Raw genomic sequence first — 21,004 nt, forward strand, 5'->3', positions numbered from 1 at the left:
CACCGCCCTGCTACCACTGGGCCCGCACGTTCTCGCCGATCTGGGCGGCGACCCGCACCGCCGAGTCGGCCGGATCGGGGCTGCAGGTGTTGACGTCGATGATGATGTTGTTGCGCAGCGCCAGCGCGCGTCCGCAGCCCCAGCCCGGCGCCTTGGCCTCCTGCATCATCGCCGTCGTGCTCAGGATGTGGTCCTCGTCGACGATCTTGCCGACGTCCCAGACCGACCCGCTCTGGGTGTGGGTGTACTGGCGGCAGGCCGGCCACTGGTGAACCGAGGCCTCGTAGAAGGCGGCGGCCTTCTCCCGGTACGGGAACAGCACCACCGCCTGCTTGAGGTAGTGGGTGAAATCGTCACCGTTGTTCATGCTCACACCGCGCTCGGCCCAGTATTCGCTGCCCTCGTAGACGAGCGCCTCCGCCGCGGCATCGATGGACAGGCATTCCCGGGGCTCCATGATCCCGCTGTTGTCCTCCATTGCGGACTCCGTCCCGGTGGGCGCCATACCGGTGGTACCCATCACCGCGGAGGCCTCCTCGGGCTCGAGGAGCAGCCCGGGCAGCTCACGTTCGACGAGGGGACGCGGGATCATTGTGCGGGTCGGTGTGGTGGACTCGGCGTTGACCGTCGTGGTGCAGCCGGTGACGACAAGGCAGACGCCTGCGACAACAAGTGCGGCTCTCGATTGGCGCATATGAGCATGGTGCTGTATTGGCGCCGCCGATGTGGCGAAGTCGACGGCGATTCCTGGTCACGATGCACCGCAATTCCCGATAACGAATCGGTGCCGTCAAGATCGGCTGAGCCGGATGGCCCCGCCGACCGCGGTGACGGGGTAGCTGCGCACCGAGAGTTCCGCCCCGCCCGCCTCCGCGCCGCTGCACAGATCGAACGTGTGGCCGTGCAGCGGGCACACCACCACCCGTTCGTCGGCCAACCCGTCGGCCAGCGGTCCGCCGCGGTGCGGACACACCGCATCCACGGCCCGCAGCGACCCGTCACGCAGCCGGAACACCGCGATCTGGTCACCGTCGACGGTGAACGTGCGGCCCTCACCGACGGGGATCTCGTCGACCGCGCCGAGCTCCACGTCGCTCATCTAGATCCTCGGCTCTTCGCGCAAGCGCTCATCGGGTCCTCGGCTCTTCGCGCAAGCGCTCATCGCACGGGCACCTGGGGAAGGGGCAGCAGCGGCAGCGACGACCGGAACTGCCCCTCGGTCGCCGGCGCCCGGCCGTCGTGCCACGGATCGCGGTAGGCGTCGACGGACTTCTGCATCCGTTGATCCAGCCCTTCGGCGTCCTCGGCGATCGCGTCGCGGATCTTCTCGATGCCGACCCGTGGGACGAATGCGTAGGTGCGCTCCAGCCAGTTGGCGTTCTCCCGGTAGTACTGCAGGAACCGCCCCGTCAGCGTCATGACCTCGTCGGGAGCGTCGACGGTGGCCAGCAGGTCGCCCTTGCGGATGTGCGCGCCGGCCGCCCCGCCCACGTAGATCTCCCAGCGGCCGCCGTCGATCGCGACGACCCCGAGGTCCTTGCACAGCGACTCGGCGCAGTTGCGCGGACATCCCGTGACGGCGAGCTTCATCTTCGCCGGACTGGCCAACCCCTTGTACCGGTCTTCGATCGCGATCCCCAGCGCCGTCGAGTCACCGACGCCGAACCGGCAGAAGTCGCTGCCCACGCACGTCTTCACCGTGCGGAAGCTCTTGCCGTACGCGTAGCCGGACGGCATGTCCAGATCGGCCCACACCGCGGGCAGATCCTCTTTGCGCACCCCGAGCAGGTCGATGCGCTGCCCGCCGGTGAGCTTGATCATCGGGATCGAGTACTTGTCCGCGACGTCGGCGATGCGGCGCAGCTGCCACGGGTTAGTGACGCCGCCCTTCATCTGCGGAACCACCGAGAAGGTGCCGTCGCGCTGGATGTTGGCATGCACCCGGTCGTTGATGAACCGGGCGTCGCGCTCGTCGACGAACTCGTCGGCCCACATCATCTCGAGCAGTGAGGCCAGCGCCATCTTCGAGCCGGCGTCCTCCCTGCCGTCGGGGGCGAGTGCGGCGAACACCGAGGACACCGAATGCAGACGCAGCTCACGGATGTGGCGCATCAGCGTCGGCTTGTCGTACGGGACACCCGGCACATACCAGGACGCCGACGGATCCTCGGTGACGGCCCCGCCGGCGGCCCATTCGACGATCTGGCCGACGAGTTCCTTGCACGAGCCGCACCCCTTGCCCGCCTTGGTCTTCGCCATCACCCCCGACACCGAGGCCTCCCCGTCGCGCACGCACCCCACGAGCGTGCCCTTGGAGACCCCGTTGCAGTTGCACACCTGCGCGTCGTCGGCCAGCTCGGCGACCCCCACCTCGACGTCGGGGGTGCCGATGTCGAACATCAGCGATACCCGCTCCTCGGGGAGCGGCAGGCCCGTGTCGAACGCCTGCGTCAGGAACGAGACCTTGCTGACGTCGCCGAGAAGTGTTGCCCCGACCAGCTTTCCGTCGCGGATGACGATGGTCTTGTACACCCCGTGCCTGGGCTCGGAGTACTGCACGAACTCGTCGTCGGGCAGTTCGGGCGCCTTGAGCCCCATCGCGGCGACGTCGACCCCGGCGACCTTGAGCTTGGTCGCGGTCCGGGAGCCGTGATACGCCGCGGTCGGGTCGGTGCCGGTGAGGTGGGCGGCCAGCACCCCTGCCTGCTCCCACAGCGGCGCCACCAGCCCGTACACCTGGCCGCGGTGCTGCGCGCACTCACCGACCACGTGGATGTGGTCGTCGTCGATCGAGCGCATGTGGTCGTCGACGACGATGGCCCGTTCGACGGTCAGGCCGGCCCGCTGCGCGAGCCCGACGTTGGGCCGGATACCCGCCGCGACCACCAGCATGTCGCAGTCGACGGTGCTGCCGTCGGAGAAGCCGATGCCGCGCAGCTTCCCGTCCTCGCCGAGGAGTGCCTCGGTGGTGCGTTTGTCCATGTGCACCGTGATCCCCAGGCGTTCGACCGAGCGTCGCAGGATCGCGCCCGCGGTGTCGTCGAGTTGGGCGTTCATCAGCGTTGCGCCGGCGTGCACCACGTCCACGGTCAGACCCCGGTTCTGCAGGCCGCGTGCGGCTTCCAGCCCCAGCAGCCCACCGCCGATGACCACGGCCTTGGTCCGGTGTTCGGCCTCGTGGATCATGCCCAGGCAGTCGTCGAGGGTGCGGAAGCCGAACACCCCGTCGGCCAGCGTCTTGTCGTCGGCCCACAACCCGGTGATCGGCGGGAAGAAGGAGCGGCTCCCGGTGGCCACGATCAGCTCGTCGTAGTGCAGTGCGGTGCCGTCGTCGGCGTGCACCAGACGGGCGTAGCGGTCGATGCGCACCACCCGCACCCCGGCCCGCAGATCGATGCCGTTGCCGGTGTACCAGTCGAGGGGGTTGAGGTAGATCTCGGAGGTATCGTCACTGCCGGACAACACGTTCGACAGCAGGATGCGGTTGTAGTTGCCGTACGGTTCGTCGCCGAACACGGTGATCTCGAACATGTCGGCGCCGCCGCGCGCGAGGATCTCCTCGATCGCGCGGACGCCGGCCATCCCGTTGCCGATGACGACGAGTCGTCTGCGCGTCATCAGATCTCCACCAGTCCGAGATCGACGATCAACGTCCCAGCGCACCCGGCGGGGGCGGCGACGAACAGTTCGAGCACCGTGTCACCGAGGAGGTCCTCCACCACGCGCAACGCCACGTGGGTGGAACCCTTGGCCGCGATGGGGAAGTACCGCATCGGTTTCCCGTCGCGGAACAGCACGACCGTGACCATCTCGGCAGTCGAGTTGCCGCCGCGGAAGTACACGGGTTGGGCGACCGCCCCGGCGGGCACGACGTAGCGCAGCCCGGGGTCGATCGGCATGGGTTTGTCAAGGCCGTTGCCCTCGAACTCGAAGGCGCCCTGCAGGAAACGAGGTGTACTTCCGTCGCTCATGCCTACGACAAAGTAGGGCGCCGTTGTTTCGCGGCGGTTTCGTCGGCGAGTCCGGCAGGAGTCGGACTCCGCACCGGCGGCTCACCGCAGGCCGCCCTCCGCGGTGAGGACCAATTTTCCTGACCATAACGTCCGCGGAAACCAACCGGAACAGGTCCGGCGAACGATGGGCGTATGGCCGTGACCAGGACTGCGTGCTCGTACTGCGGCGTCGGCTGCGGTATCGAGGTGCACACCGGCAGCGAAGGGGGCCGACCCGTCATCGCCCGGGTGTCCGGAGATCGGTTGCACCCGACGAACTCCGGCCGGTTGTGCACCAAGGGTGCCACCCACGCTGAGATGATGAACGCCACCGACGGCCGGCTGACCTCGGCGCTGCTGCGGCCCACCCGCCACGAGGAACCGGTTCCGGCCCCGGTGGACGACGCCGTCGCCGAGGCGGGGCGGCGGCTGCGGGCCATCGTCGACGAACACGGAGCCGATGCCGTCGCACTGTACGTGTCGGGTCAGATGTCGCTCGAATCGCAGTATCTGGCAACCAAATTGGCGAAGGGCTTCCTGCGCACCAAGTACCTGGAGTCGAATTCGCGGCTGTGCATGGCCAGCGCGGCCACCGGCTACAAACAGTCGCTGGGCGCCGACGGGCCGCCGGGGTCCTACACGGACTTCGACGTCACCAACCTGTTCTTCGTCATCGGGTCGAATATGGCGGACTGTCACCCGATCCTGCACCAGCGGATGGTCGACCGCCTCAAGACGGGCGCCAAGCTCATCGTCGTCGACCCCCGCCGCACCGCCACCGCCGACCGGGCCGACCTGTACCTGCCGATCCGGCCGGGCACGGACGTGGCGCTGCTCAACGGGCTGCTGCACCTGCTGGTCGAGCGCGGCGACATCGACGAGGAGTTCATCGCCGAGCACACCGAGGGCTGGGCGCACATGCCGGAGTTCCTCGCCGACTACGCCCCGGCGCGGGTCGCCGCGATCACCGGCCTCGCCGAAGCCGATCTGCACCGTGCCGCGGCCATGATCGCCGAGGCCGGCGACTGGGTGACGTGCTGGGCGGTGGGGATGAACCAGAGCACCCACGGCACGGCGAACACCAACGCGATCTGCAACCTGCACCTGGCCACGGGCGCCATCTGCCGACCGGGTGCCGGGCCGATGTCGCTGACCGGGCAGCCCAACGCGATGGGCGGGCGCGAGATGGGCTACATGGGGCCCGGCCTGCCCGGTCAACGTTCCATCCTCTCCGCCGAGGACCGCGCGTTCGTCGAACAGCGGTGGGGTCTGCCGCCCGGCACCATCCGCACCGACGCCGGTCCCGGCGCGGTCGACATGTTCGAGCGGTTGGCCGCGGGCGAGATCAAGGCCTGCTGGATCATCTGCACCAACCCGGTGGCGACCATGCCGAATCGCAGGACCACGATCGCCGGGCTGGAGGCCGCCGAACTGGTGATCACGCAGGACGTCTACCGCGACACCGCCACCAACCGGTACGCCGACATCGTGCTGCCCGCCACCCTGTGGGCCGAATCCGATCAGGTGATGGTGAATTCGGACCGTACGCTCACGCTGTTGCAGCAGGCCGTCCCACCGCCCGGCCAGACCCGCCCCGACTGGCAGCTGATCTGCCGGATCGCCGCCGAACTGGGGTTCGGCGCGGATTTCGCCTACACCGACAGTGCCCAGATCTTCGACGAGATCCGCGAGTTCAGCAATCGCAGAACGGGTTTCGATCTTCGCGGCGCGACGTACGACCGGCTGCGCGAGACGCCGCTGCAGTGGCCGGTCCCTCCCGACGACGGAACCGACCGCCACCCGATCCGCTACCTCAACGACGGTGTGAGCCAGGATCTCCACGTCGACGCCTCCGGCCACCGCCCGCGGTTGGCGTTCCCGACACCGTCGCGGCGCGCGGTCTTCTACGCCCGCCCGCACGTCGACGCCGCGGAACTGCCCGACGGCGACTTCCCGTTCGTGCTGAACACCGGGCGTCTGCCGCACCAGTGGCACACCATGACCAAGACCGGCCGGGTGCGGGCCCTGGTCAAACTCGACGGCCGGCCGTTCGTCGAAGTCCACCCGCACGACGCCGCAGCCCTCGACATCGTCGACGGACAATCGGTCGAACTGACCTCGCGACGCGGACGCGCGGTGCTGCCCGCGGTGGTCTGCGATCGGGTGATGCCCGGAAACTGCTTTGCGCCATTCCATTTCAACGACGAACACGGCGAGTACCTCACCGTCAACGCGTTGACCAACGATGCGGTCGACCCCGACTCGCTGCAGCCGGAGTTCAAGGTGTGCGCGGTGGCGCTGCGGCCGGTGCAGACGGTCGCCGCACCCACCGAAGAGCTCCGCACCCCGGCGCCGGAACCCGTGGCATCGGACGGGCCGCTGGTGCTGTGGGCCTCGCAGACCGGCACCGCCGAGGACTTCGCCACCGACGTGGCGGCCCGACTGCCCGGTGCCCAGTTGGTCACCATGGACGAGCTGCCGCTGCCGCGGTTGGCCGAGGCGCGTGACGTCGTCGTCATCACCAGCACCTTCGGCGACGGCGGCCCGCCCGACAACGGGGCCGACTTCTTCGACCGGCTGCAGGGCCCGGACGCACCGAAGCTCGACCACATCCGCTTCGCGGTGCTCGGGATCGGCGACCGGTCCTACAGCGACTTCTGCGGGCACGCCCGCTCGCTGGACGGTCGGCTGGCCTCGCTGGGCGCCACCCGGATGCTCGACCGGGTCGACTGCGAAGCCTACGACCAGGACCGCATGGAGCACTGGGCCCAGCAGATGACCCACCTGCTGAACCCGGACGGCGTGGACTCCGACGGCGGCGGGGTCACCACGCGGCGGCGGACCACGACCGTCGCCGAACCGTTCACCCGGGCCAGGCCGCTGCTCGCGCCGCTGGCGCGCAACACGCTGCTCACCCCGGCAGAGTCCCGAAAAGAGGTGCGGCACTTCGGCTTCGACATCTCCGAATACGACGTCACCTACGCCGCGGGCGATTCACTGGGCGTCTACGCCACGAACAGCGCGGTGGCCGTCGACGCCTGGCTCGCCGCCACCGGCCTCGACGGAAGCGAGAAGGTCGACGTCGACGGTGCCGAACACAGTCTGCGGGACGCGCTCACGGTCAGCTACGACTTCTGCCGCGTCACCCCGGACCTCATGCGGTTCGTGGCCGAGCAGTGCCGCGACCGCTCGGCGGCCAAGCGACTGCGGGCGGCGCGTGCCGATCTGGACGCCTGGCTGGTCGATCGCAACGGTCTCGACGTGGTTCGCGAGTTCGAGGTTCGCGCCGATCCGCGGCAGTGGCAGGAGGTGCTGGTGCGGCTGACCCCGCGCCAGTTCTCCATCAGCAGCAGTCCGCTCGTCAGCCCGCACGAGGTGCAGTTGACGGTGTCGGTGGTGCGCTACCGGGGCAGCGACGGCGGTGAGCGCGGAGGAGTGGCGAGCACGTTCCTCGCCGACCGCGCCACCGCACCGCTTCCGGTGTTCCTGCAACGCTCCCCGCACTTCCGGCCACCCCGCGACGGCGTGACCCCGATGATCATGGTCGGACCGGGCACCGGCATCGCCCCGTTCCGGGCGTTCCTGCAGGAGCGCCGGGCGCTGGGACACACCGGGCCCAACTGGCTGTTCTTCGGCGACCGCCACCGCGACGAGAACTTCTACTACCGCGACGACCTCGAGGACATGGTCACCGACGGCTTCCTTCGCCTCGACCTGGCGTTCTCCCGTGACCAGCCGAAGCCGGTGTACGTGCAGCACCGGATGCTCGAACACGGTGCCGAGGTGTGGCGGTGGCTGGAACGCGGTGCGCATCTGTACGTCTGCGGTGACGCCGCCCGGATGGCCAAGGATGTCGATGCCGCCCTGACCACCATCATCCGGAAGCACGGCGGCCTGTCGGAATCGGCTGCGCGCGAATACAAGAAGAGCCTCGTCGCGGGGAAGCGCTACCTGCGCGACGTGTACTGAGCGGTCACGTCGACTTCTCCTCGGCCAGATACCGGTCGTGCTCGGCGTGCGCACGGCGCAGCAGATCCATCAGATCGTCCTCGCGGCGGATCATGGCCCGGTACTTGGGCGGCATCTGCTTGATCTGCTGCTCCTCGGCGCACAGCTTCGCGAACGCCTTCTCGCGTTCGGCGGCGTCTTCGCCGTAGTAGGTCTTGTTCAGGTAGGTGGTGGCGTGGCGCTGGGCGCTGCCGATCGCGTTCTTGACCCGGCCCTTCGGCGACACCAGCGATGCCACCGTGGTGACCAGCAGCAGCGTGATGATCACGCCCAGCGACACCGGGGTGCTGACCTCGACGACGTTGACCGGTTCACCGTCGTTGATGAACGGCACGTTGTTCTCGTGCAGTGCGTGCAGGAACAGCTTGACGCCGATGAACGCCAGGATCGCGGCCAGCCCGAAGTGCAGGTAGATCAGGCGGTCCAGCAGCCCGTCGATCAGGAAGTACAGCTGGCGCAGCCCCAGCAGGCTGAACGCGGTGGCGGTGAAGACGATGTAGACGTCCTGGGTGAGGCCGAAGATCGCCGGGATCGAGTCCAGGGCGAACAGCAGGTCGGTGCCGCCGATGGCCACCATGACCAGCAGCATTGGCGTCAGCATCCGCTTGCCGTTCTCGACGGTGAACAGCTTGTCGCCGTCGTAGTCGTCGGTGGTACGCAGGAACCGCCGCGCCAGCCGGATCACCAGGTTGTCCGCGCCGCGGTCGTCGTCGTCGGGTTTGATCAGCTGACCGGCGGTGAGCAGCAGGATGAGCGCGAACAGATAGAAGACCCACGCGAAGGCGTTGATCAGCGCGGCGCCCACGAAGATCAGTCCGGTGCGCGCGATGAGCGCGAACACGATGCCGAACAGCAGGACCTTCTGTTGATCGGCGCGCGGCACCGCGAAGCTGCCGATGATGACGAGGAAGACGAACAGGTTGTCCACCGACAGCGCCTTCTCGGTGACGTACCCGGCGAAATACTCCAGACCGGGTTTGGTTCCGCCGAACACGAGCACGCCGAGGCCGAACAGGATCGCGATCCCGACATAGAAGGCCGACCAGACGGCCGCCTCGCGCAAGGTCGGGATGTGCGCCTTGCGGACGTGGAAGAAGAAGTCGAAGAGAACCAGGGCGATGATGACGGCGACGGTCAGCCCCCACAGCACAGGGGAGATGTTCATCGGGTGGCGGCCGATCGCGTCCGGGCAGTGGGCATGGCGTCAGTGTTCCCACAACGCGGCCGGGTCACGCGTGCGAACTGACGGCGAATGCGGCGGTCATGCCGCCCGGACGACTGTGGGGTTTGCCGGCCCGGAGACCTGCCATCCCGCGGTCATTAGACTTGCTCATGAGTTTGCCCTGCGCTTGATGATGCAAACATCTTCCGTGGGCCGCCGCTCCGATGGTCGAGTTTGCGAGACAGCTTCCGACATTTGTTTGCCAGTCCAAGATTGCCCGTACTGGACGGCTTTCAACGGCAATGGGTCGAGGCGCCGATGTGCGCTCAGTCGTTCTGGCGTTCCTGCTGTGAGTTTGCGGAATCGGGCATCGCTGCGGGCTACCGCGCAGTAGTTTGCGTTTCCGTCGGCCGTCCTTTCGATGGAAAGAAGTTTGCAATGCACACAGCTGCTCGTTCGTATCTGACCACCGGTGTGGCGTTGGTGGGAGCCGGCGCCATCGCGATCAGCCCCGTCGCGCCGCCGCTGCCGGACGCCGCCCGCGCCGCGACATCGAGCGTCACGACATCAGATCTGCAGCTGTCCGCCTTGGCGAATCCCTTCGTCGTCTACGGCGAAGTGGTCGAGAACACGCTGACGAACCTCGGTCTGCTCGGCGAGCGGGTGTTGGCCGACCCCGCGCCGATTCTGGCCCAGATCCTGCAGAACCAGTGGAACAGCGCGCAGACGCTGGGCGGCGCCCTGGACCGGGCGGGCGAAAGTCTCGCCAACTCGTTCTCTGCCGACAATCCGTTCGGCGTGCCGGCACTGCTTCGCGCGGCCGGCGACCACCTGGCGGCGGGTGACCTGGAGGGTGCGATCAACAGCCTGTGGCAGGTGGTGATCACGCCGCTGCTCGGCCCCGCCATCGAACTCATCCCGGCGATCACCTCGGTGATCCGGCAGCCGGTGCAGAACATGCTCAACGTGATCGACCAGACCCAGCTGCCGATCACCTTGTTCGCGATCGGCGTGCTGAGCCCGATCTACGCCGGTTTCGTGAAGGCAGGGGGCGCGTTCGTTCAAGACGTCTTCGATGCGGCGCGCACCGGTGACCTCGAAGGGCTCGCCAACGCCTTCATCACCGGACCCGCGGCGGTGATCAACGGGTTCCTCAACGGCGACGCCGTCGATGCCGGCTTCTTCAGCCCCGGTCTCGGCACCATCAGCGGCCTGCTCAACATCCGCGATGCCATCGCCCAGGCGCTCCGGCCGGTGCAGACGGCCGGAATCGCGGCGATCGACTCGACGACCACCGACGCGACCGCCAGGACCGTATCGGTGAGTGTGGAGTCGTCGGAGGAACCCGGCACATCGGAAACGGCACTCGCACAGGAGGAGTCGACCAAGAGCGAGGGCGCGTCGGAGCCGGCCGATGCGACGGCCGAGACGGACCCGCTCGACGACACACTTGTCGACGATGTGCCAGAGGAGGAGGAGCCCGCCGAGGACGACGTGACCGACGTGACCGACGTGACCGACGTGACCGACGTGACCGACGTGACCGACGATGAGGAGTCACTGACCGACGACGAGGAGGCGTCGCCGGCCCAGGACGAGTCCGAGAACACCTCCGAGGAAGCGGGCGACGCCGACGCCGGAGCCGGCGCCGACGAGCCCGGTTCGGGCGACGCGCCGAGCGCGGACTCCGAGGCCACCGAGTAGTCGTCCCGGAAAGCGACTCCGGGAAAGCCAAGGGCCCCGGCTTCATCGAAGCCGGGGCCCATCGGTTCTCACCGGTGTCCGAGGGGGGACTTGAACCCCCACGCCCGTTAATAGGGCACTAGCACCTCAAGCTAGCGCGTCTGCCATTCCGCCACTCGGACCCGCCCACACCCCGTGTGGGCAGCTAAGGCTATCGGATCAGGCAGCCCGAACCCAAACCCGGTGTCCCTGGTACGAATGGTGGTTGTGACAGGACCCGCCGATGAGGTCGTCGAGCTCGTCAGTTCGCTGATCCGCTTCGACACCTCCAACACCGGAGACCCGGCCACCACCAAGGGCGAGGGCGACTGCGCCCGCTGGGTGGCGGCCCAGCTCGAAGAGGTCGGCTACGAGTGCGAATACCTCGAAGCCGGGGCCCCGAACCGGGGGAACGTCTTCGCCCGGCTGCCCGGCGCCGATCCCTCGCGCGGGGCGCTGATGATCCACGGCCACCTCGACGTGGTGCCCGCCGAACCGGCCGACTGGAGTGTCCACCCGTTCTCCGGGGCGGTGTCCGACGGTTATGTGTGGGGCCGCGGAGCGGTCGACATGAAGGACATGTGCGGGATGATGATCGCCGTCGCCCGCCACTTCAAACGCGAAGGCATCGTCCCGCCCCGCGACCTGGTGTTCGCGTTCGTCTCCGACGAGGAGCACGGCGGCACCTACGGCGCCGACTGGCTGGTCGACAACCGGCCCGACCTGTTCAACGGGGTCACCGAGGCGATCGGTGAGGTGGGCGGCTTCTCGCTGACGGTTCCGCGCCGCGACGGCGGTGAGCGCCGCCTCTACCTGATCGAGACGGCCGAGAAGGGTCTGTCGTGGATGCGGCTCACCGCGCGCGGCCGCGCCGGACACGGCTCGATGGTGCACGACGACAACGCGGTCACCGCAGTCGCCGAAGCCGTCGCCAAACTCGGCCGCCACCGGTTCCCTCTCGTGCTCAGCGACACCGTGCAGCAGTTCCTCACCGCCGTCGCCGAGGAGACCGGGTACTCGTTCGACCCGGACTCCCCGGATCTCGACGGCACGATCGCCAAACTGGGGGGTATCGCCCGCATCGTCGGGGCCACGCTGCGCGACACCGCCAACCCGACGATGCTCAAGGCGGGATACAAGGCCAACGTGATCCCGCAGACCGCCGAGGCCATGGTGGACTGCCGCGTGCTGCCGGGGCGCAAGGAGGCGTTCGAACGCGAGGTCGACGCGTTGATCGGACCCGACGTGGTGCGCTCCTGGGAGCGGGACCTGCCGTCCTACGAGACGACGTTCGACGGCGACCTCGTCGACCAGATGAACGCGTCGCTGCTCGCGCTGGACCCCGACGCGCGCACCGTGCCGTACATGCTCTCCGGCGGTACCGACGCGAAATCCTTCCAGCGCTTGGGGATTCGCTGCTTCGGGTTCGTCCCGCTGCGGCTGCCCCCGGAACTGGACTTCGCCGCGCTGTTCCACGGCATCGACGAACGGGTACCCGTCGACGCGCTCGAGTTCGGGGCGCAGGTTCTGCAACACTTTCTCGAGCACTGCTGAGCGGTTCCCTACACGCGAAAGGACATCATGGCTTTTCCGTACAACCCGTATGAGTTCCTGCCACAACTGCCGTCGTTCACGCTGACCTCCGAGTCGGTGACCGACGGGCAGCCGCTGGCCAACGATCAGGTGAGCGGCCTGATGGGTGCCGGCGGTTCCGACGTCTCGCCGCAGCTGTCGTGGTCAGGCTTCCCGGAGGAGACGCGCAGCTTCGCCGTCACCGTCTACGACCCCGACGCACCGACCGGATCCGGCTTCTGGCACTGGGCGGTGTTCAACCTGCCCGCCACCGTCACCGAACTGCCCGCCGGTGTCGGCGACGGCAGCGCCAAGGGCTTCCCGGGCGATGCGGTGACGCTGGCCAACGACGCGGGCATGAAGCGTTACGTCGGTGCCGCCCCGCCGCCGGGACACGGTCCGCACCGCTACTTCATCGTGGTGCACGCCGTCGACGTCGAGAAGCTCGACATCCCCGAGGACGCCACCCCGGCCTATCTCGGGTTCAACCTGTTCAGCCACGCGATCGCCCGCGCGATCATCCACGGCACCTACGAGCAGAAGTAGGTCCGGCTCAGCCGCGAGCAGACGCAGAATCGCGTGATCCGGTGCGCAGGAACGCGATTCTGTGTCTGCTCGCGCCCGGAATTCACTGCCGCATCGCGGAGCCCACCGCATCGGACAGTGAGGCGAAGCCCTCCGCGCGCAGCCGGGCCGCCAGCCCGTCGTGAATGTGCTTGGCCCACAGGCCGCCCCCGTAGACGAAGCCGGTGTAGCCCTGCAGCAGTGAGGCGCCCGAGGTGATGCGCTCCCAGGCGTCGTCGGCGGTCTCGATACCCCCGACGCTGATCAGCACCAGCCGGTCACCCGCCCGGTGGTACAGCCGGCGCAGCACCTCGAGGGAGCGGGCGGCGACCGGGGCACCGGACACCCCGCCGGGGCCGAGCTCTTCGACGCCGGGGGTCTTCAGCCCCGCGCGCGAGATCGTGGTGTTGGTGGCCACGATGCCGGCCAACCCCAGTTCGACTGCCAGGTCGGCGATCTCGTCGACGTCGGCGTCGGACAGGTCGGGGGCGATCTTCACCAGCACCGGTGTCGAGGTCTGGGCGCGCACCGCGGTCAGAATGGGCCGCAACGATTCCACCGCCTGCAGGTCACGCAGGCCCGGCGTGTTCGGCGAGCTGACGTTGACCACGAGAAAGGTGGCGAGCGGCCCGAGCTGGCGGGCGCTCTGGGCGTAGTCCTCGACGGCTCGGTCGGCGGGGGTCGCCTTGGTCTTGCCGATGTTCACGCCGACGGGGGCGTCGGAGGTGTGGCGGGTGAGGCGCTGCGCGAGCCGGGCGGCGCCGTCGTTGTTGAACCCCATGCGGTTGAGCAGCGCCCGGTCCTCGGGCAGACGGAACAACCGCGGTTCGGGGTTACCGGGCTGCGGGTGGGCGGTGACGGTGCCCACCTCGGCGTACCCGAATCCGAGTGCGGGCCAGGTGTGCAGGCCGCGACCGTCCTTGTCGAAACCGGCCGCCAGCCCGAGCGGCCCCGGGAAGCGCACGCCGAACACGGTGCTGGCCAGCACGGGATCGCGGGGGGCGAGCCTGCCCTGCAGGGCGCGGCGCAGGAGGTCCGGCGCGGTGACGGCGCGAAGCAGCGCGAACACCCAGGTGTGGATGCGCTCGGGGGAGATCAGGAACAGCACCCGCCGCAGCGCGTGGTAGCCGGTCACTGCCCCGGCTGCTCCACCGTGCTCGCGGTCTTGCGGCGCCGCAGCAGCACCCGCCGACTGCCGTCGGTGTAGGCGCGCACCCGGGTCAGCTCCCAGCCGCGGTACTCGGCCTCGATCGACAGCCGGATCGACGCGCTGATCCTGGTGACGTCGGGTGGCAGCCGCAGCGGAACCCACTCCCACTCGTCGGATGCCTCGGCGACGGCCTCGCTCCAGGCCGCGGGCATCCGACCCCGTGCGGCGCTCATCAACGCGGCTCCGCCGCGTCGCCGATCACCTGCACACCCGCTCCCGTCCCTGACACCACATACAGCGTGCCAGACGTGTCGTCGTAGGCGAGGAGGTTCGGTTGCTGCACGGTTCGGTGACGCACCTTTTCGACGGGGATTCCGGTGGACAGATCGTAGCCAATGACGGTGTTCGTCGCCGTCTGCGACACCCACGCCAGCCCGCTCGAACCGGCCAGGCCGTAGGGGGCGCCGGGCACCGGGTAGCGCTGCCTCATGATCAGCGGGTCCGTGCCGAACACCAGCAGTTCGTCCCCCCGGGTATCGGCGACCAGCACCCGGCCCTGCGAATCGGCGGCCATCGTGGTCGCGCCCTCACCGGCGCGCAACGCCTGGGCGGCCTTGGTGCCGCTGGCGTCGACCGTCGTCACCGAGGTCTGCCCGCGATCGAGCACAACCGTCGTATTGCCCTGTGCGACAAGGGCATCCACGCGAGCGAAAATCCCCAGCCGGGCGCCGACGGTAGTGTCGGAATCGAGCGTGAGCACGGCACCGTCGGAGGTGCCCAGCACCAGGCGCCCGTCGTCGCGCCGGGTGATGGCGGTGAAGTCGGTGTCCGCCTCACCCTCCACGTCGATCCGGTCGACGGCGCCCGCCGCGACGTCGACGCGGAGGTACCCGCCCCGGGTGGAGAGGTAGAGCACACCGTCGTCGGTTCCGGCCATCGCCGTCGCCGTCTCGGGGGTCGCCACGGTGCGCGGCGGCGCCGATGCGGTGAGAACCGTCAGCGCCGACCGGGCCCCGGGTCCGGATCCGAGCACCACCAGTGACCGGGTGGCCGGATCGAAGAGCGCGGCGCGGGGGTCGACGGTCAGCGGACGCACGGTGCCGGCCGGCGCACCGGTGACCGGGGGAGACACCGCGGCCGTTGCCGGCGTGATCGTGGGTGGGGGTGCGTCGACAGGGTTCGACGAGCAGCCGGCGGCGGCGATGGCCAGGGCGGCGACGGCGGCGGCCAGTGGCCGAGATCGGGGGTTTAGGCGCAGCGGCACGGGGTAGCTCTCGGTTTGTGCGAACGATAGTTCTCGGCATTCGTGGGTCGGTGCGCCAGTCTAGGCACTATTGGACCGACCAATTCCGCACATTCCCTAGACTGTCTTACATAATTGGGGCTATGGTGGCGGTATGACGCTCGTCACAGAGAGGCATTCCGACAGCACCGATTTCGGCTTCGAGGACATCTCCACCGGTGTCCACGCCAGCGGCTTCGGGCAGGTCGGCGACGGCCGCAGCTTCTCCTTCCACGTCGAGCGCCAGCACCTGGTCGTCGAGGTCTACCGGCCCCGCCTGCGCGGTCCGGTCCCCACCGAGGACGACGTGGTCGCCACGACCACGCGCAGGCTCACCGACATCGACCTGAGCGACGAACGCAGCCTGGCCGCCGCGGTTCGCGACGCGGTCCGGACCGCTCAGCCGGTGGCGCGACCCGGTCGCTGACACCCCGGCCACGGTACGGTCGTCGTCGTGATCGACGCACCGGACATGTCGTGGTTGCAGGTCATCGTCCTCGCCGTCGTCCAAGGCCTCACCGAATTCCTGCCGGTCTCGTCCTCGGGGCACCTTGCGATCGTGTCGCGGGTGTTCTTCGACGACGACGCGGGCGCCTCGTTCACGGCGGTCACCCAGCTGGGCACCGAGGTGGCCGTGCTGGTCTACTTCGCCCGCGACATCGGCCGCATCGCGACCGCCTGGTTCCGTGGCTTGCGCAATCCCGGCCGCCGCGACGCCGACTACCGGCTGGGCTGGTACGTGATCATCGGCACGATCCCGATCGGGGTCATCGGCCTGCTGCTCAAGGACGAGATCCGCACCGCCGCCCGCAATCTGTGGGCCATCGCGATCGCGCTGATCGTGTTCTCCGCCGTCATCGCCGCCGCCGAGTACTTCGGTCGACAGGTCCGCCACGTCGAACAACTGACCTGGCGCGACGGCGTCATCGTCGGCGTCGCGCAGTGTCTCGCGCTGCTGCCCGGGGTGTCGCGGTCGGGGGCCACCATCAGCGCCGGGCTGTTCCTCGGCCTGGACCGAGAACTGGCCGCGCGCTTCGGGTTTCTGCTCGCCATCCCCGCGGTGTTCGCCTCCGGGCTGTTCTCGCTGCCGGACGCCTTCGCCCCGGTGGGTGAGGGGATGAGCGCCACCGGACCGCAGCTCCTGGTCGCCACGGTGATCGCGTTCGTCGTCGGGTTCGCCGCAGTCGCCTGGTTCCTGCGATTCCTCGTCCGCCACGGTATGTACTGGTTCGTGGGCTACCGGGTGGTGTTGGGTGTGGTGGTGCTGATCCTGTTGTCGACCGGGGTGGTGGCCGCGATATGACCGTGATCCTGCTGCGGCACGGCCGCTCGACCTCCAACACCGCGCACACCCTCGCCGGCCGCAGCGAAGGTGTGGACCTCGACGAACGCGGTGCCGAACAGGCCAGGGCCGTGGTCGACCGGATCGGCGAGCTGCCGGTCCGGGCGATCGTGCGCTCACCGTTGCTGCGCTGCCGGAGCACCGTCGAACCGCTGGCGGCCGCACTCGGCCTCGAACCGGTCGTCGACGAGCGGCTCTCCGAGGTGGACTACGGCACCTGGACCGGCCGCAAGATCGGCGACCTCGTCAAGGAACCGCTGTGGGCGGTCGTACAGCAACAGCCCAGTGCGGCGGTGTTCCCCGAGGGCGAAGGGCTCGCGCAGGTGCAGGCCCGCGCCGTGGCGGCGGTCCGCGAACACGACCGTCGGCTGGCCGAGGAGCACGGTGGCGACGCCCTGTGGGTGGCGTGCAGCCACGGCGACGTGATCAAGGCCGTACTCGCCGATGCGCTCGGCACCCACCTGGACAGCTTCCAGCGCATCACCGCCGACCCGGCGTCGATGAGCGTGATCCGCTACACGACGCTGCGTCCGTTCGTCGTGCACATCAACCACACCGGTGCGGAGCTGGCCGCCGGGCTGGTGGCCAAACCCGTACCCGCCACCGACGGCCGACAGGACGGTTCGGACGAACTGCCCCCGGAAGACGCGGTCGTCGGCGGTTCCACCGGCTGACCCGCCACCCGGTATTTTGGAAGGTGCCATGGCCCGAGCAATTCACGTCTTCCGCACGCCCGACCGCTTTGTGGCCGGGACGGTCGGGCAGCCCGGGAACCGGACGTTCTATCTGCAGGCCGTGCACGACAAGCGCGTGGTCTCGGTGGTGCTGGAGAAGCAGCAGGTGGCCGTGCTGGCCGAACGGATCGCCGCGCTGCTGCAGGAGATCAACCGGCGCTTCGGCACCCCCATCCCGCCCGACACCGGTGAGGTGGACGATCTGAGCCCGCTGGTGACACCGGTCGACGCGGAGTTCCGGGTCGGCACCATGGGCCTGGGGTGGGACTCCGAGGCGCAGACGATCGTGGTGGAACTGCTCGCGGTGTCCGACACCGAATTCGACGCCTCGGTGGTGCTCGACGACGCCGAGGACGGTCCGGACGCGGTGCGGGTGTTCCTCACCCCGGAGTCGGCGCGCCAGTTCGCCACCCGGTCCAACCGCGTCATCTCGGCCGGCCGCCCGCCCTGCCCGCTGTGCGACGAACCCCTCGACCCGGAGGGGCACATCTGCGTGCGCACCAACGGCTATCGGCGCGGCGCGCTGGCCGGAACCGACGATGACACCGACATCTGAGGGCGGCGCAGACAAGGGCGCGGATCAGGGCACCACGATGCGATCGGGGGACCTGACCGTCATCGGGCGGATCCGCTCGGCGAGCAACGCCACGTTCCTGTGCGAGGCCCACCTCGACGGCGCCCAAGTCCACTGCGTGTACAAACCGGTCGCCGGTGAGGCCCCGCTGTGGGACTTCCCGGACGGAACGCTGGCCGGTCGCGAGTACGGGGCCTACCTGGTGTCCGCGGCGTTGGGCTGGGACATCGTGCCCGACACCGTGATTCGGGACGGGCCGGCCGGGCGGGGCATGGTGCAGCGCTGGGTCGACCAAATCGGGGACGAGGGTGACGACGATTCGGGCCCGGATCTCGTTGACCTGCTGCCCGCGGGCCGCGTCCCGCCGGGATATATGCCGATCCTGCAGGCCTACGACTACGCCGGTGACGAGGTGACGCTGGTGCACGCCGACGACGTCCGGCTGCGCCGGATGGCGGTGTTCGACGTGCTGATCAACAACGCCGACCGCAAAGGTGGCCACATCCTGGCCGGCGCCGACGGCCGCGTGTACGGCGTCGACCACGGCGTGAGCCTGCATGCCGAGGACAAACTGCGCACCGTGCTGTGGGGCTGGGCCGGTAAACCGATCGACGACGAGACCCTCGAGGTCGTGGCGCGCCTCGGCGACGAACTGCGCGGCGGGGAGCTCCGCGATCAGCTCCGGCCCCACATCACCGCCCGTGAGATCGCCGCGCTTCGCGCGAGAATCGTTGAGCTGCTGGACAATCCGCTTATGCCGACCCCGGACCGCCGCCGGCCGATCCCGTGGCCGGCCTTCTGATGCAGACCGATGCCGAGCTGGCCGCCGCGGTGGCCGCCGAAGCGGGTGAGATGCTCGTCGCGCTGCGCGAGGAGTACGACTGGTACCACCCCTACGACCTCGGCGACGCCGGCGACAAACGCGCCAACGTGCTGATCCTCGACCGGCTGCGGGAGCACCGGCCCCACGATGCCGTGCTGAGCGAAGAGGCGGTCGACGACCTGGCCCGGGTGGAGGCCGATCGGGTCTGGATCGTCGACCCCGTCGACGGCACCCGCGAGTACTCGCTGCCGCCGCGGTCGGACTGGGCGGTGCACATCGCGCTCTGGCAGCGCACCGGTGGACCCGGCGGCGGGCTCACCGACGCCGCCGTCGCGCTGCCCGCCCGCGGCGAGGTCTACCGCACCGACACCGTCAGCCCGCCCCCTCCGCGCCGCGACGGGCCGATCCGCATCACCGCCAGCGCCACCCGGCCGCCCGCGGTGCTGTGGTGGATCCGCGACCACCTCGACATCGAGATGGTCCGCATCGGCAGCGCCGGCGCGAAGGCGATGGCCGTGGTGCGGGGCGACGTCGACGCCTACATCCACGCCGGCGGTCAGTGGGAGTGGGATTCGGCGGCCCCGGCGGCGGTGGTGCGGGCCGCGGGACTGCACGCCTCGCGGCTCGACGGGTCACCGCTGGTGTACAACCGGCGCGACCCCTACCTGCCCGATCTGCTGATGTGCCGCACCGAAGTGGTCGATGTGCTGCTCGCGGCCATCCACTCGGCGTACTGACGGGGAATGAAAGTGCTGCCGTCGTTGTCGCACTGCGCGTGACTGCCCACCAGCGGGAGGCTGCCCTGATCGAACAACCTAGAGTCGACGTCATGGAATCGTGGTCCGCGCCGGAGGTTCCGGCCCTGCCGGGCCGGGGCCCGCAACTGCGGCTCTACGACAGCGCCGACCGCCAGGTCCGGCCGGTCTCGGCGGGCGACACGGCCACCATGTACGTCTGCGGGATCACCCCGTACGACGCCACCCACCTCGGCCACGCGGCCACCTATCTGGCGTTCGACCTCGTGCACCGGCTGTGGTTGGACGCCGGTCACCGGGTGCACTACGTGCAGAACATCACCGACGTCGACGATCCGCTGTTCGAACGCGCTGCCCGCGACGGGATCGACTGGCGAGACCTGGGCGCGCGCGAGATCCAGCTCTTCCGCGAGGACATGGCCGCGTTGCGGGTGTTGCCGCCGCACGACTACGTCGCGGCCACCGATGCGATCGCCGAGGTGATCGAGTTGGTGGAGAAGATGCTGGCCTCCGGGGCGGCATACGTCGTCGACGACCCCGAGTTCCCCGACGTGTACTACCGCGCGGACGCGACGGTCCAGTTCGGATACGAGTCGAACTACGACCACGAGACGATGCTCACACTGTTCGCCGAACGCGGCGGCGATCCGGACCGTGCCGGGAAGGCCGACGAACTCGACGCGCTGCTGTGGCGGGCGGAGCGCCCCGGCGAGCCGAGCTGGCCGTCGCCGTTCGGTCCCGGGCGTCCCGGCTGGCACGTGGAATGCGCCGCCATCGCGCTCAGCCGCATCGGGACCGGCCTGGACATCCAGGGCGGCGGCAGCGACCTGATCTTCCCGCACCACGAGTTCTCCGCCGCCCACGCCGAATCGGTCATGGGGGAGCGGCGTTTCGCGCGGCACTACGTGCACGCCGGAATGATCGGCTGGGACGGGCACAAGATGAGCAAGAGCCGCGGCAACCTGGTGTTGGTGTCGCGGTTGCGCACCGAGGGTGTCGACCCGTCGGCGATCCGCCTCGGGCTGCTGGCCGGTCACTATCGCGAGGACCGGTTCTGGAGCGACGACGTGCTGTCCGACGCGCAGACCCGGCTGCAGCGCTGGCGTCGCGCCACCTCGCTGCCGACCGGACCCGATGCGACGGACGTGCTCGCGAGGGTGCGCACGTATCTCGCCGACGATCTGGACACCCCGAAAGCGCTCATAGCGCTGGACGCCTGGTGTACCGAGGCGCTCGACGGTGGCGGCAGCGACGTGACAGCGCCCAAAACCGTGGCCACGGCCGTCGACGCGTTGCTCGGAGTTGCGCTCCCCGTGGAGTAGCT

The 21,004-nt window shown here is 69.2% G+C and carries 19 protein-coding genes and 1 tRNA gene; 11 read left to right on the top strand and 9 right to left on the bottom strand.

What is annotated here, in order from left to right; translation table 11 throughout:
• Positions 1 to 10: 10 nt before the first annotated feature.
• The 4 genes from G6N49_RS06785 to G6N49_RS06800 all read right to left on the bottom strand — a co-directional run bounded on the left by G6N49_RS06785 (position 11) and on the right by G6N49_RS06800 (position 3,971).
• Positions 11 to 694 carry a sensor domain-containing protein gene (locus G6N49_RS06785; protein ID WP_011560616.1) on the bottom strand — a complete coding sequence of 228 codons (684 nt, stop codon included), beginning with the start codon at positions 692 to 694 and terminating at the stop codon, positions 11 to 13.
• A gap of 96 nt (positions 695 to 790) precedes the next feature.
• Positions 791 to 1,099 carry a Rieske (2Fe-2S) protein gene (locus G6N49_RS06790; RefSeq protein WP_011560615.1) on the bottom strand — a complete coding sequence of 103 codons (309 nt, stop codon included), beginning with the start codon at positions 1,097 to 1,099 and terminating at the stop codon, positions 791 to 793.
• Positions 1,100 to 1,158: 59 nt separating this feature from the next.
• A complete protein-coding gene (gene nirB / locus G6N49_RS06795; protein ID WP_083045071.1) occupies positions 1,159 to 3,618 on the bottom strand; it encodes a nitrite reductase large subunit NirB in 2,460 nt (819 codons plus the stop codon).
• On the bottom strand, positions 3,618 to 3,971 hold the full coding sequence (locus G6N49_RS06800) for a hypothetical protein (protein ID WP_011560613.1): 354 nt from the start codon (positions 3,969 to 3,971) through the stop codon (positions 3,618 to 3,620). Before G6N49_RS06800 ends, nirB begins: the two co-directional genes overlap by 1 nt.
• Before the next feature lie 174 nt (positions 3,972 to 4,145).
• On the opposite strand from G6N49_RS06800, the gene G6N49_RS06805 reads away from it, so the two are divergent.
• Positions 4,146 to 7,961, top strand: a complete 3,816-nt coding sequence (locus tag G6N49_RS06805; RefSeq protein ID WP_011560612.1) for a bifunctional nitrate reductase/sulfite reductase flavoprotein subunit alpha — start codon at positions 4,146 to 4,148, stop codon at positions 7,959 to 7,961.
• 4 nt (positions 7,962 to 7,965) lie between these two features.
• On the opposite strand, the gene G6N49_RS06810 is transcribed toward G6N49_RS06805, so the two are convergent.
• Positions 7,966 to 9,165 carry a TerC family protein gene (locus G6N49_RS06810; protein ID WP_011560611.1) on the bottom strand — a complete coding sequence of 400 codons (1,200 nt, stop codon included), beginning with the start codon at positions 9,163 to 9,165 and terminating at the stop codon, positions 7,966 to 7,968.
• 435 nt (positions 9,166 to 9,600) lie between these two features.
• On the opposite strand from G6N49_RS06810, the gene G6N49_RS06815 reads away from it, so the two are divergent.
• A complete protein-coding gene (locus G6N49_RS06815) occupies positions 9,601 to 10,866 on the top strand; it encodes a hypothetical protein (protein ID WP_234786928.1) in 1,266 nt (421 codons plus the stop codon).
• A 75-nt stretch (positions 10,867 to 10,941) separates the two neighbouring features.
• On the opposite strand, the gene G6N49_RS06820 is transcribed toward G6N49_RS06815, so the two are convergent.
• Positions 10,942 to 11,027: transfer RNA gene (locus G6N49_RS06820), tRNA-Leu, on the bottom strand.
• Between the two features lie 76 nt (positions 11,028 to 11,103).
• On the opposite strand from G6N49_RS06820, the gene G6N49_RS06825 reads away from it, so the two are divergent.
• Positions 11,104 to 12,438: a M20/M25/M40 family metallo-hydrolase gene (locus G6N49_RS06825; RefSeq protein ID WP_083045072.1), complete on the top strand. Its 1,335-nt coding sequence runs from the start codon at positions 11,104 to 11,106 to the stop codon at positions 12,436 to 12,438.
• 27 nt (positions 12,439 to 12,465) lie between these two features.
• Positions 12,466 to 13,002 (top strand): YbhB/YbcL family Raf kinase inhibitor-like protein, encoded by a 537-nt coding sequence (locus G6N49_RS06830; RefSeq protein WP_011560556.1) that lies wholly within the window; start codon positions 12,466 to 12,468, stop codon positions 13,000 to 13,002.
• Positions 13,003 to 13,084: 82 nt separating this feature from the next.
• Here G6N49_RS06830 and G6N49_RS06835 read toward each other — a convergent pair whose 3' ends face one another.
• From G6N49_RS06835 to G6N49_RS06845, 3 genes are read right to left on the bottom strand one after another with little or no spacing between them, the layout of a single operon-like run.
• Positions 13,085 to 14,155 carry a quinone-dependent dihydroorotate dehydrogenase gene (locus G6N49_RS06835; RefSeq protein WP_083045073.1) on the bottom strand — a complete coding sequence of 357 codons (1,071 nt, stop codon included), beginning with the start codon at positions 14,153 to 14,155 and terminating at the stop codon, positions 13,085 to 13,087.
• On the bottom strand, positions 14,152 to 14,403 hold the full coding sequence (locus G6N49_RS06840) for a DUF5703 family protein (RefSeq protein WP_011560554.1): 252 nt from the start codon (positions 14,401 to 14,403) through the stop codon (positions 14,152 to 14,154). The genes G6N49_RS06835 and G6N49_RS06840 overlap by 4 nt, the downstream gene beginning before the upstream one ends.
• Positions 14,403 to 15,434 (bottom strand): YncE family protein, encoded by a 1,032-nt coding sequence (locus G6N49_RS06845; protein ID WP_064873839.1) that lies wholly within the window; start codon positions 15,432 to 15,434, stop codon positions 14,403 to 14,405. Before G6N49_RS06845 ends, G6N49_RS06840 begins: the two co-directional genes overlap by 1 nt.
• A gap of 133 nt (positions 15,435 to 15,567) precedes the next feature.
• Between G6N49_RS06845 and G6N49_RS06850 the strand changes: the two genes are divergently transcribed.
• The 7 genes from G6N49_RS06850 to mshC all read left to right on the top strand — a co-directional run bounded on the left by G6N49_RS06850 (position 15,568) and on the right by mshC (position 21,002).
• Positions 15,568 to 15,879 (top strand): hypothetical protein, encoded by a 312-nt coding sequence (locus G6N49_RS06850; RefSeq protein WP_011560552.1) that lies wholly within the window; start codon positions 15,568 to 15,570, stop codon positions 15,877 to 15,879.
• 45 nt (positions 15,880 to 15,924) lie between these two features.
• Positions 15,925 to 16,755, top strand: coding sequence for an undecaprenyl-diphosphate phosphatase (locus G6N49_RS06855; RefSeq protein ID WP_011768280.1), 831 nt, complete (start codon positions 15,925 to 15,927; stop codon positions 16,753 to 16,755).
• Positions 16,752 to 17,468 (top strand): histidine phosphatase family protein, encoded by a 717-nt coding sequence (locus G6N49_RS06860; protein WP_011560550.1) that lies wholly within the window; start codon positions 16,752 to 16,754, stop codon positions 17,466 to 17,468. The genes G6N49_RS06855 and G6N49_RS06860 overlap by 4 nt, the downstream gene beginning before the upstream one ends.
• A gap of 28 nt (positions 17,469 to 17,496) precedes the next feature.
• Entirely contained in the window at positions 17,497 to 18,084 is a 588-nt protein-coding gene (locus G6N49_RS06865; RefSeq protein ID WP_011560549.1) for an Rv2134c family protein, read from the top strand.
• Positions 18,068 to 18,904 carry an Rv2133c family protein gene (locus G6N49_RS06870; protein ID WP_322790262.1) on the top strand — a complete coding sequence of 279 codons (837 nt, stop codon included), beginning with the start codon at positions 18,068 to 18,070 and terminating at the stop codon, positions 18,902 to 18,904. Before G6N49_RS06865 ends, G6N49_RS06870 begins: the two co-directional genes overlap by 17 nt.
• Positions 18,904 to 19,662, top strand: coding sequence for a 3'(2'),5'-bisphosphate nucleotidase CysQ (locus G6N49_RS06875; protein ID WP_011560547.1), 759 nt, complete (start codon positions 18,904 to 18,906; stop codon positions 19,660 to 19,662). Before G6N49_RS06870 ends, G6N49_RS06875 begins: the two co-directional genes overlap by 1 nt.
• A 92-nt stretch (positions 19,663 to 19,754) precedes the next feature.
• On the top strand, positions 19,755 to 21,002 hold the full coding sequence (gene mshC / locus G6N49_RS06880; RefSeq protein WP_083045074.1) for a cysteine--1-D-myo-inosityl 2-amino-2-deoxy-alpha-D-glucopyranoside ligase: 1,248 nt from the start codon (positions 19,755 to 19,757) through the stop codon (positions 21,000 to 21,002).
• Positions 21,003 to 21,004: the final 2 nt, after the last annotated feature.

The organism is Mycolicibacterium monacense (assembly GCF_010731575.1).
GTDB lineage: Bacteria > Actinomycetota > Actinomycetes > Mycobacteriales > Mycobacteriaceae > Mycobacterium > Mycobacterium monacense.

Bases quoted from the DNA above. Each gene is read 5' to 3' on its own strand.
- G6N49_RS06840 (WP_011560554.1), bottom strand. From the start codon at position 14,403: ATGAGCGCCGCACGGGGTCGGATGCCCGCGGCCTGGAGCGAGGCCGTC.
- G6N49_RS06810 (WP_011560611.1), bottom strand. From the start codon at position 9,165: ATGAACATCTCCCCTGTGCTGTGGGGGCTGACCGTCGCCGTCATCATC.
- G6N49_RS06855 (WP_011768280.1), top strand. From the start codon at position 15,925: ATGTCGTGGTTGCAGGTCATCGTCCTCGCCGTCGTCCAAGGCCTCACC.
- G6N49_RS06870 (WP_322790262.1), top strand. From the start codon at position 18,068: ATGACACCGACATCTGAGGGCGGCGCAGACAAGGGCGCGGATCAGGGC.
- G6N49_RS06875 (WP_011560547.1), top strand. From the start codon at position 18,904: ATGCAGACCGATGCCGAGCTGGCCGCCGCGGTGGCCGCCGAAGCGGGT.
- G6N49_RS06815 (WP_234786928.1), top strand. From the start codon at position 9,601: ATGCACACAGCTGCTCGTTCGTATCTGACCACCGGTGTGGCGTTGGTG.
- nirB (WP_083045071.1), bottom strand. From the start codon at position 3,618: ATGACGCGCAGACGACTCGTCGTCATCGGCAACGGGATGGCCGGCGTC.
- G6N49_RS06805 (WP_011560612.1), top strand. From the start codon at position 4,146: ATGGCCGTGACCAGGACTGCGTGCTCGTACTGCGGCGTCGGCTGCGGT.
- G6N49_RS06825 (WP_083045072.1), top strand. From the start codon at position 11,104: ATGGTGGTTGTGACAGGACCCGCCGATGAGGTCGTCGAGCTCGTCAGT.
- G6N49_RS06865 (WP_011560549.1), top strand. From the start codon at position 17,497: ATGGCCCGAGCAATTCACGTCTTCCGCACGCCCGACCGCTTTGTGGCC.
- G6N49_RS06850 (WP_011560552.1), top strand. From the start codon at position 15,568: ATGACGCTCGTCACAGAGAGGCATTCCGACAGCACCGATTTCGGCTTC.
- G6N49_RS06800 (WP_011560613.1), bottom strand. From the start codon at position 3,971: ATGAGCGACGGAAGTACACCTCGTTTCCTGCAGGGCGCCTTCGAGTTC.
- G6N49_RS06790 (WP_011560615.1), bottom strand. From the start codon at position 1,099: ATGAGCGACGTGGAGCTCGGCGCGGTCGACGAGATCCCCGTCGGTGAG.
- G6N49_RS06830 (WP_011560556.1), top strand. From the start codon at position 12,466: ATGGCTTTTCCGTACAACCCGTATGAGTTCCTGCCACAACTGCCGTCG.
- G6N49_RS06785 (WP_011560616.1), bottom strand. From the start codon at position 694: ATGCGCCAATCGAGAGCCGCACTTGTTGTCGCAGGCGTCTGCCTTGTC.
- G6N49_RS06860 (WP_011560550.1), top strand. From the start codon at position 16,752: ATGACCGTGATCCTGCTGCGGCACGGCCGCTCGACCTCCAACACCGCG.
- mshC (WP_083045074.1), top strand. From the start codon at position 19,755: ATGGAATCGTGGTCCGCGCCGGAGGTTCCGGCCCTGCCGGGCCGGGGC.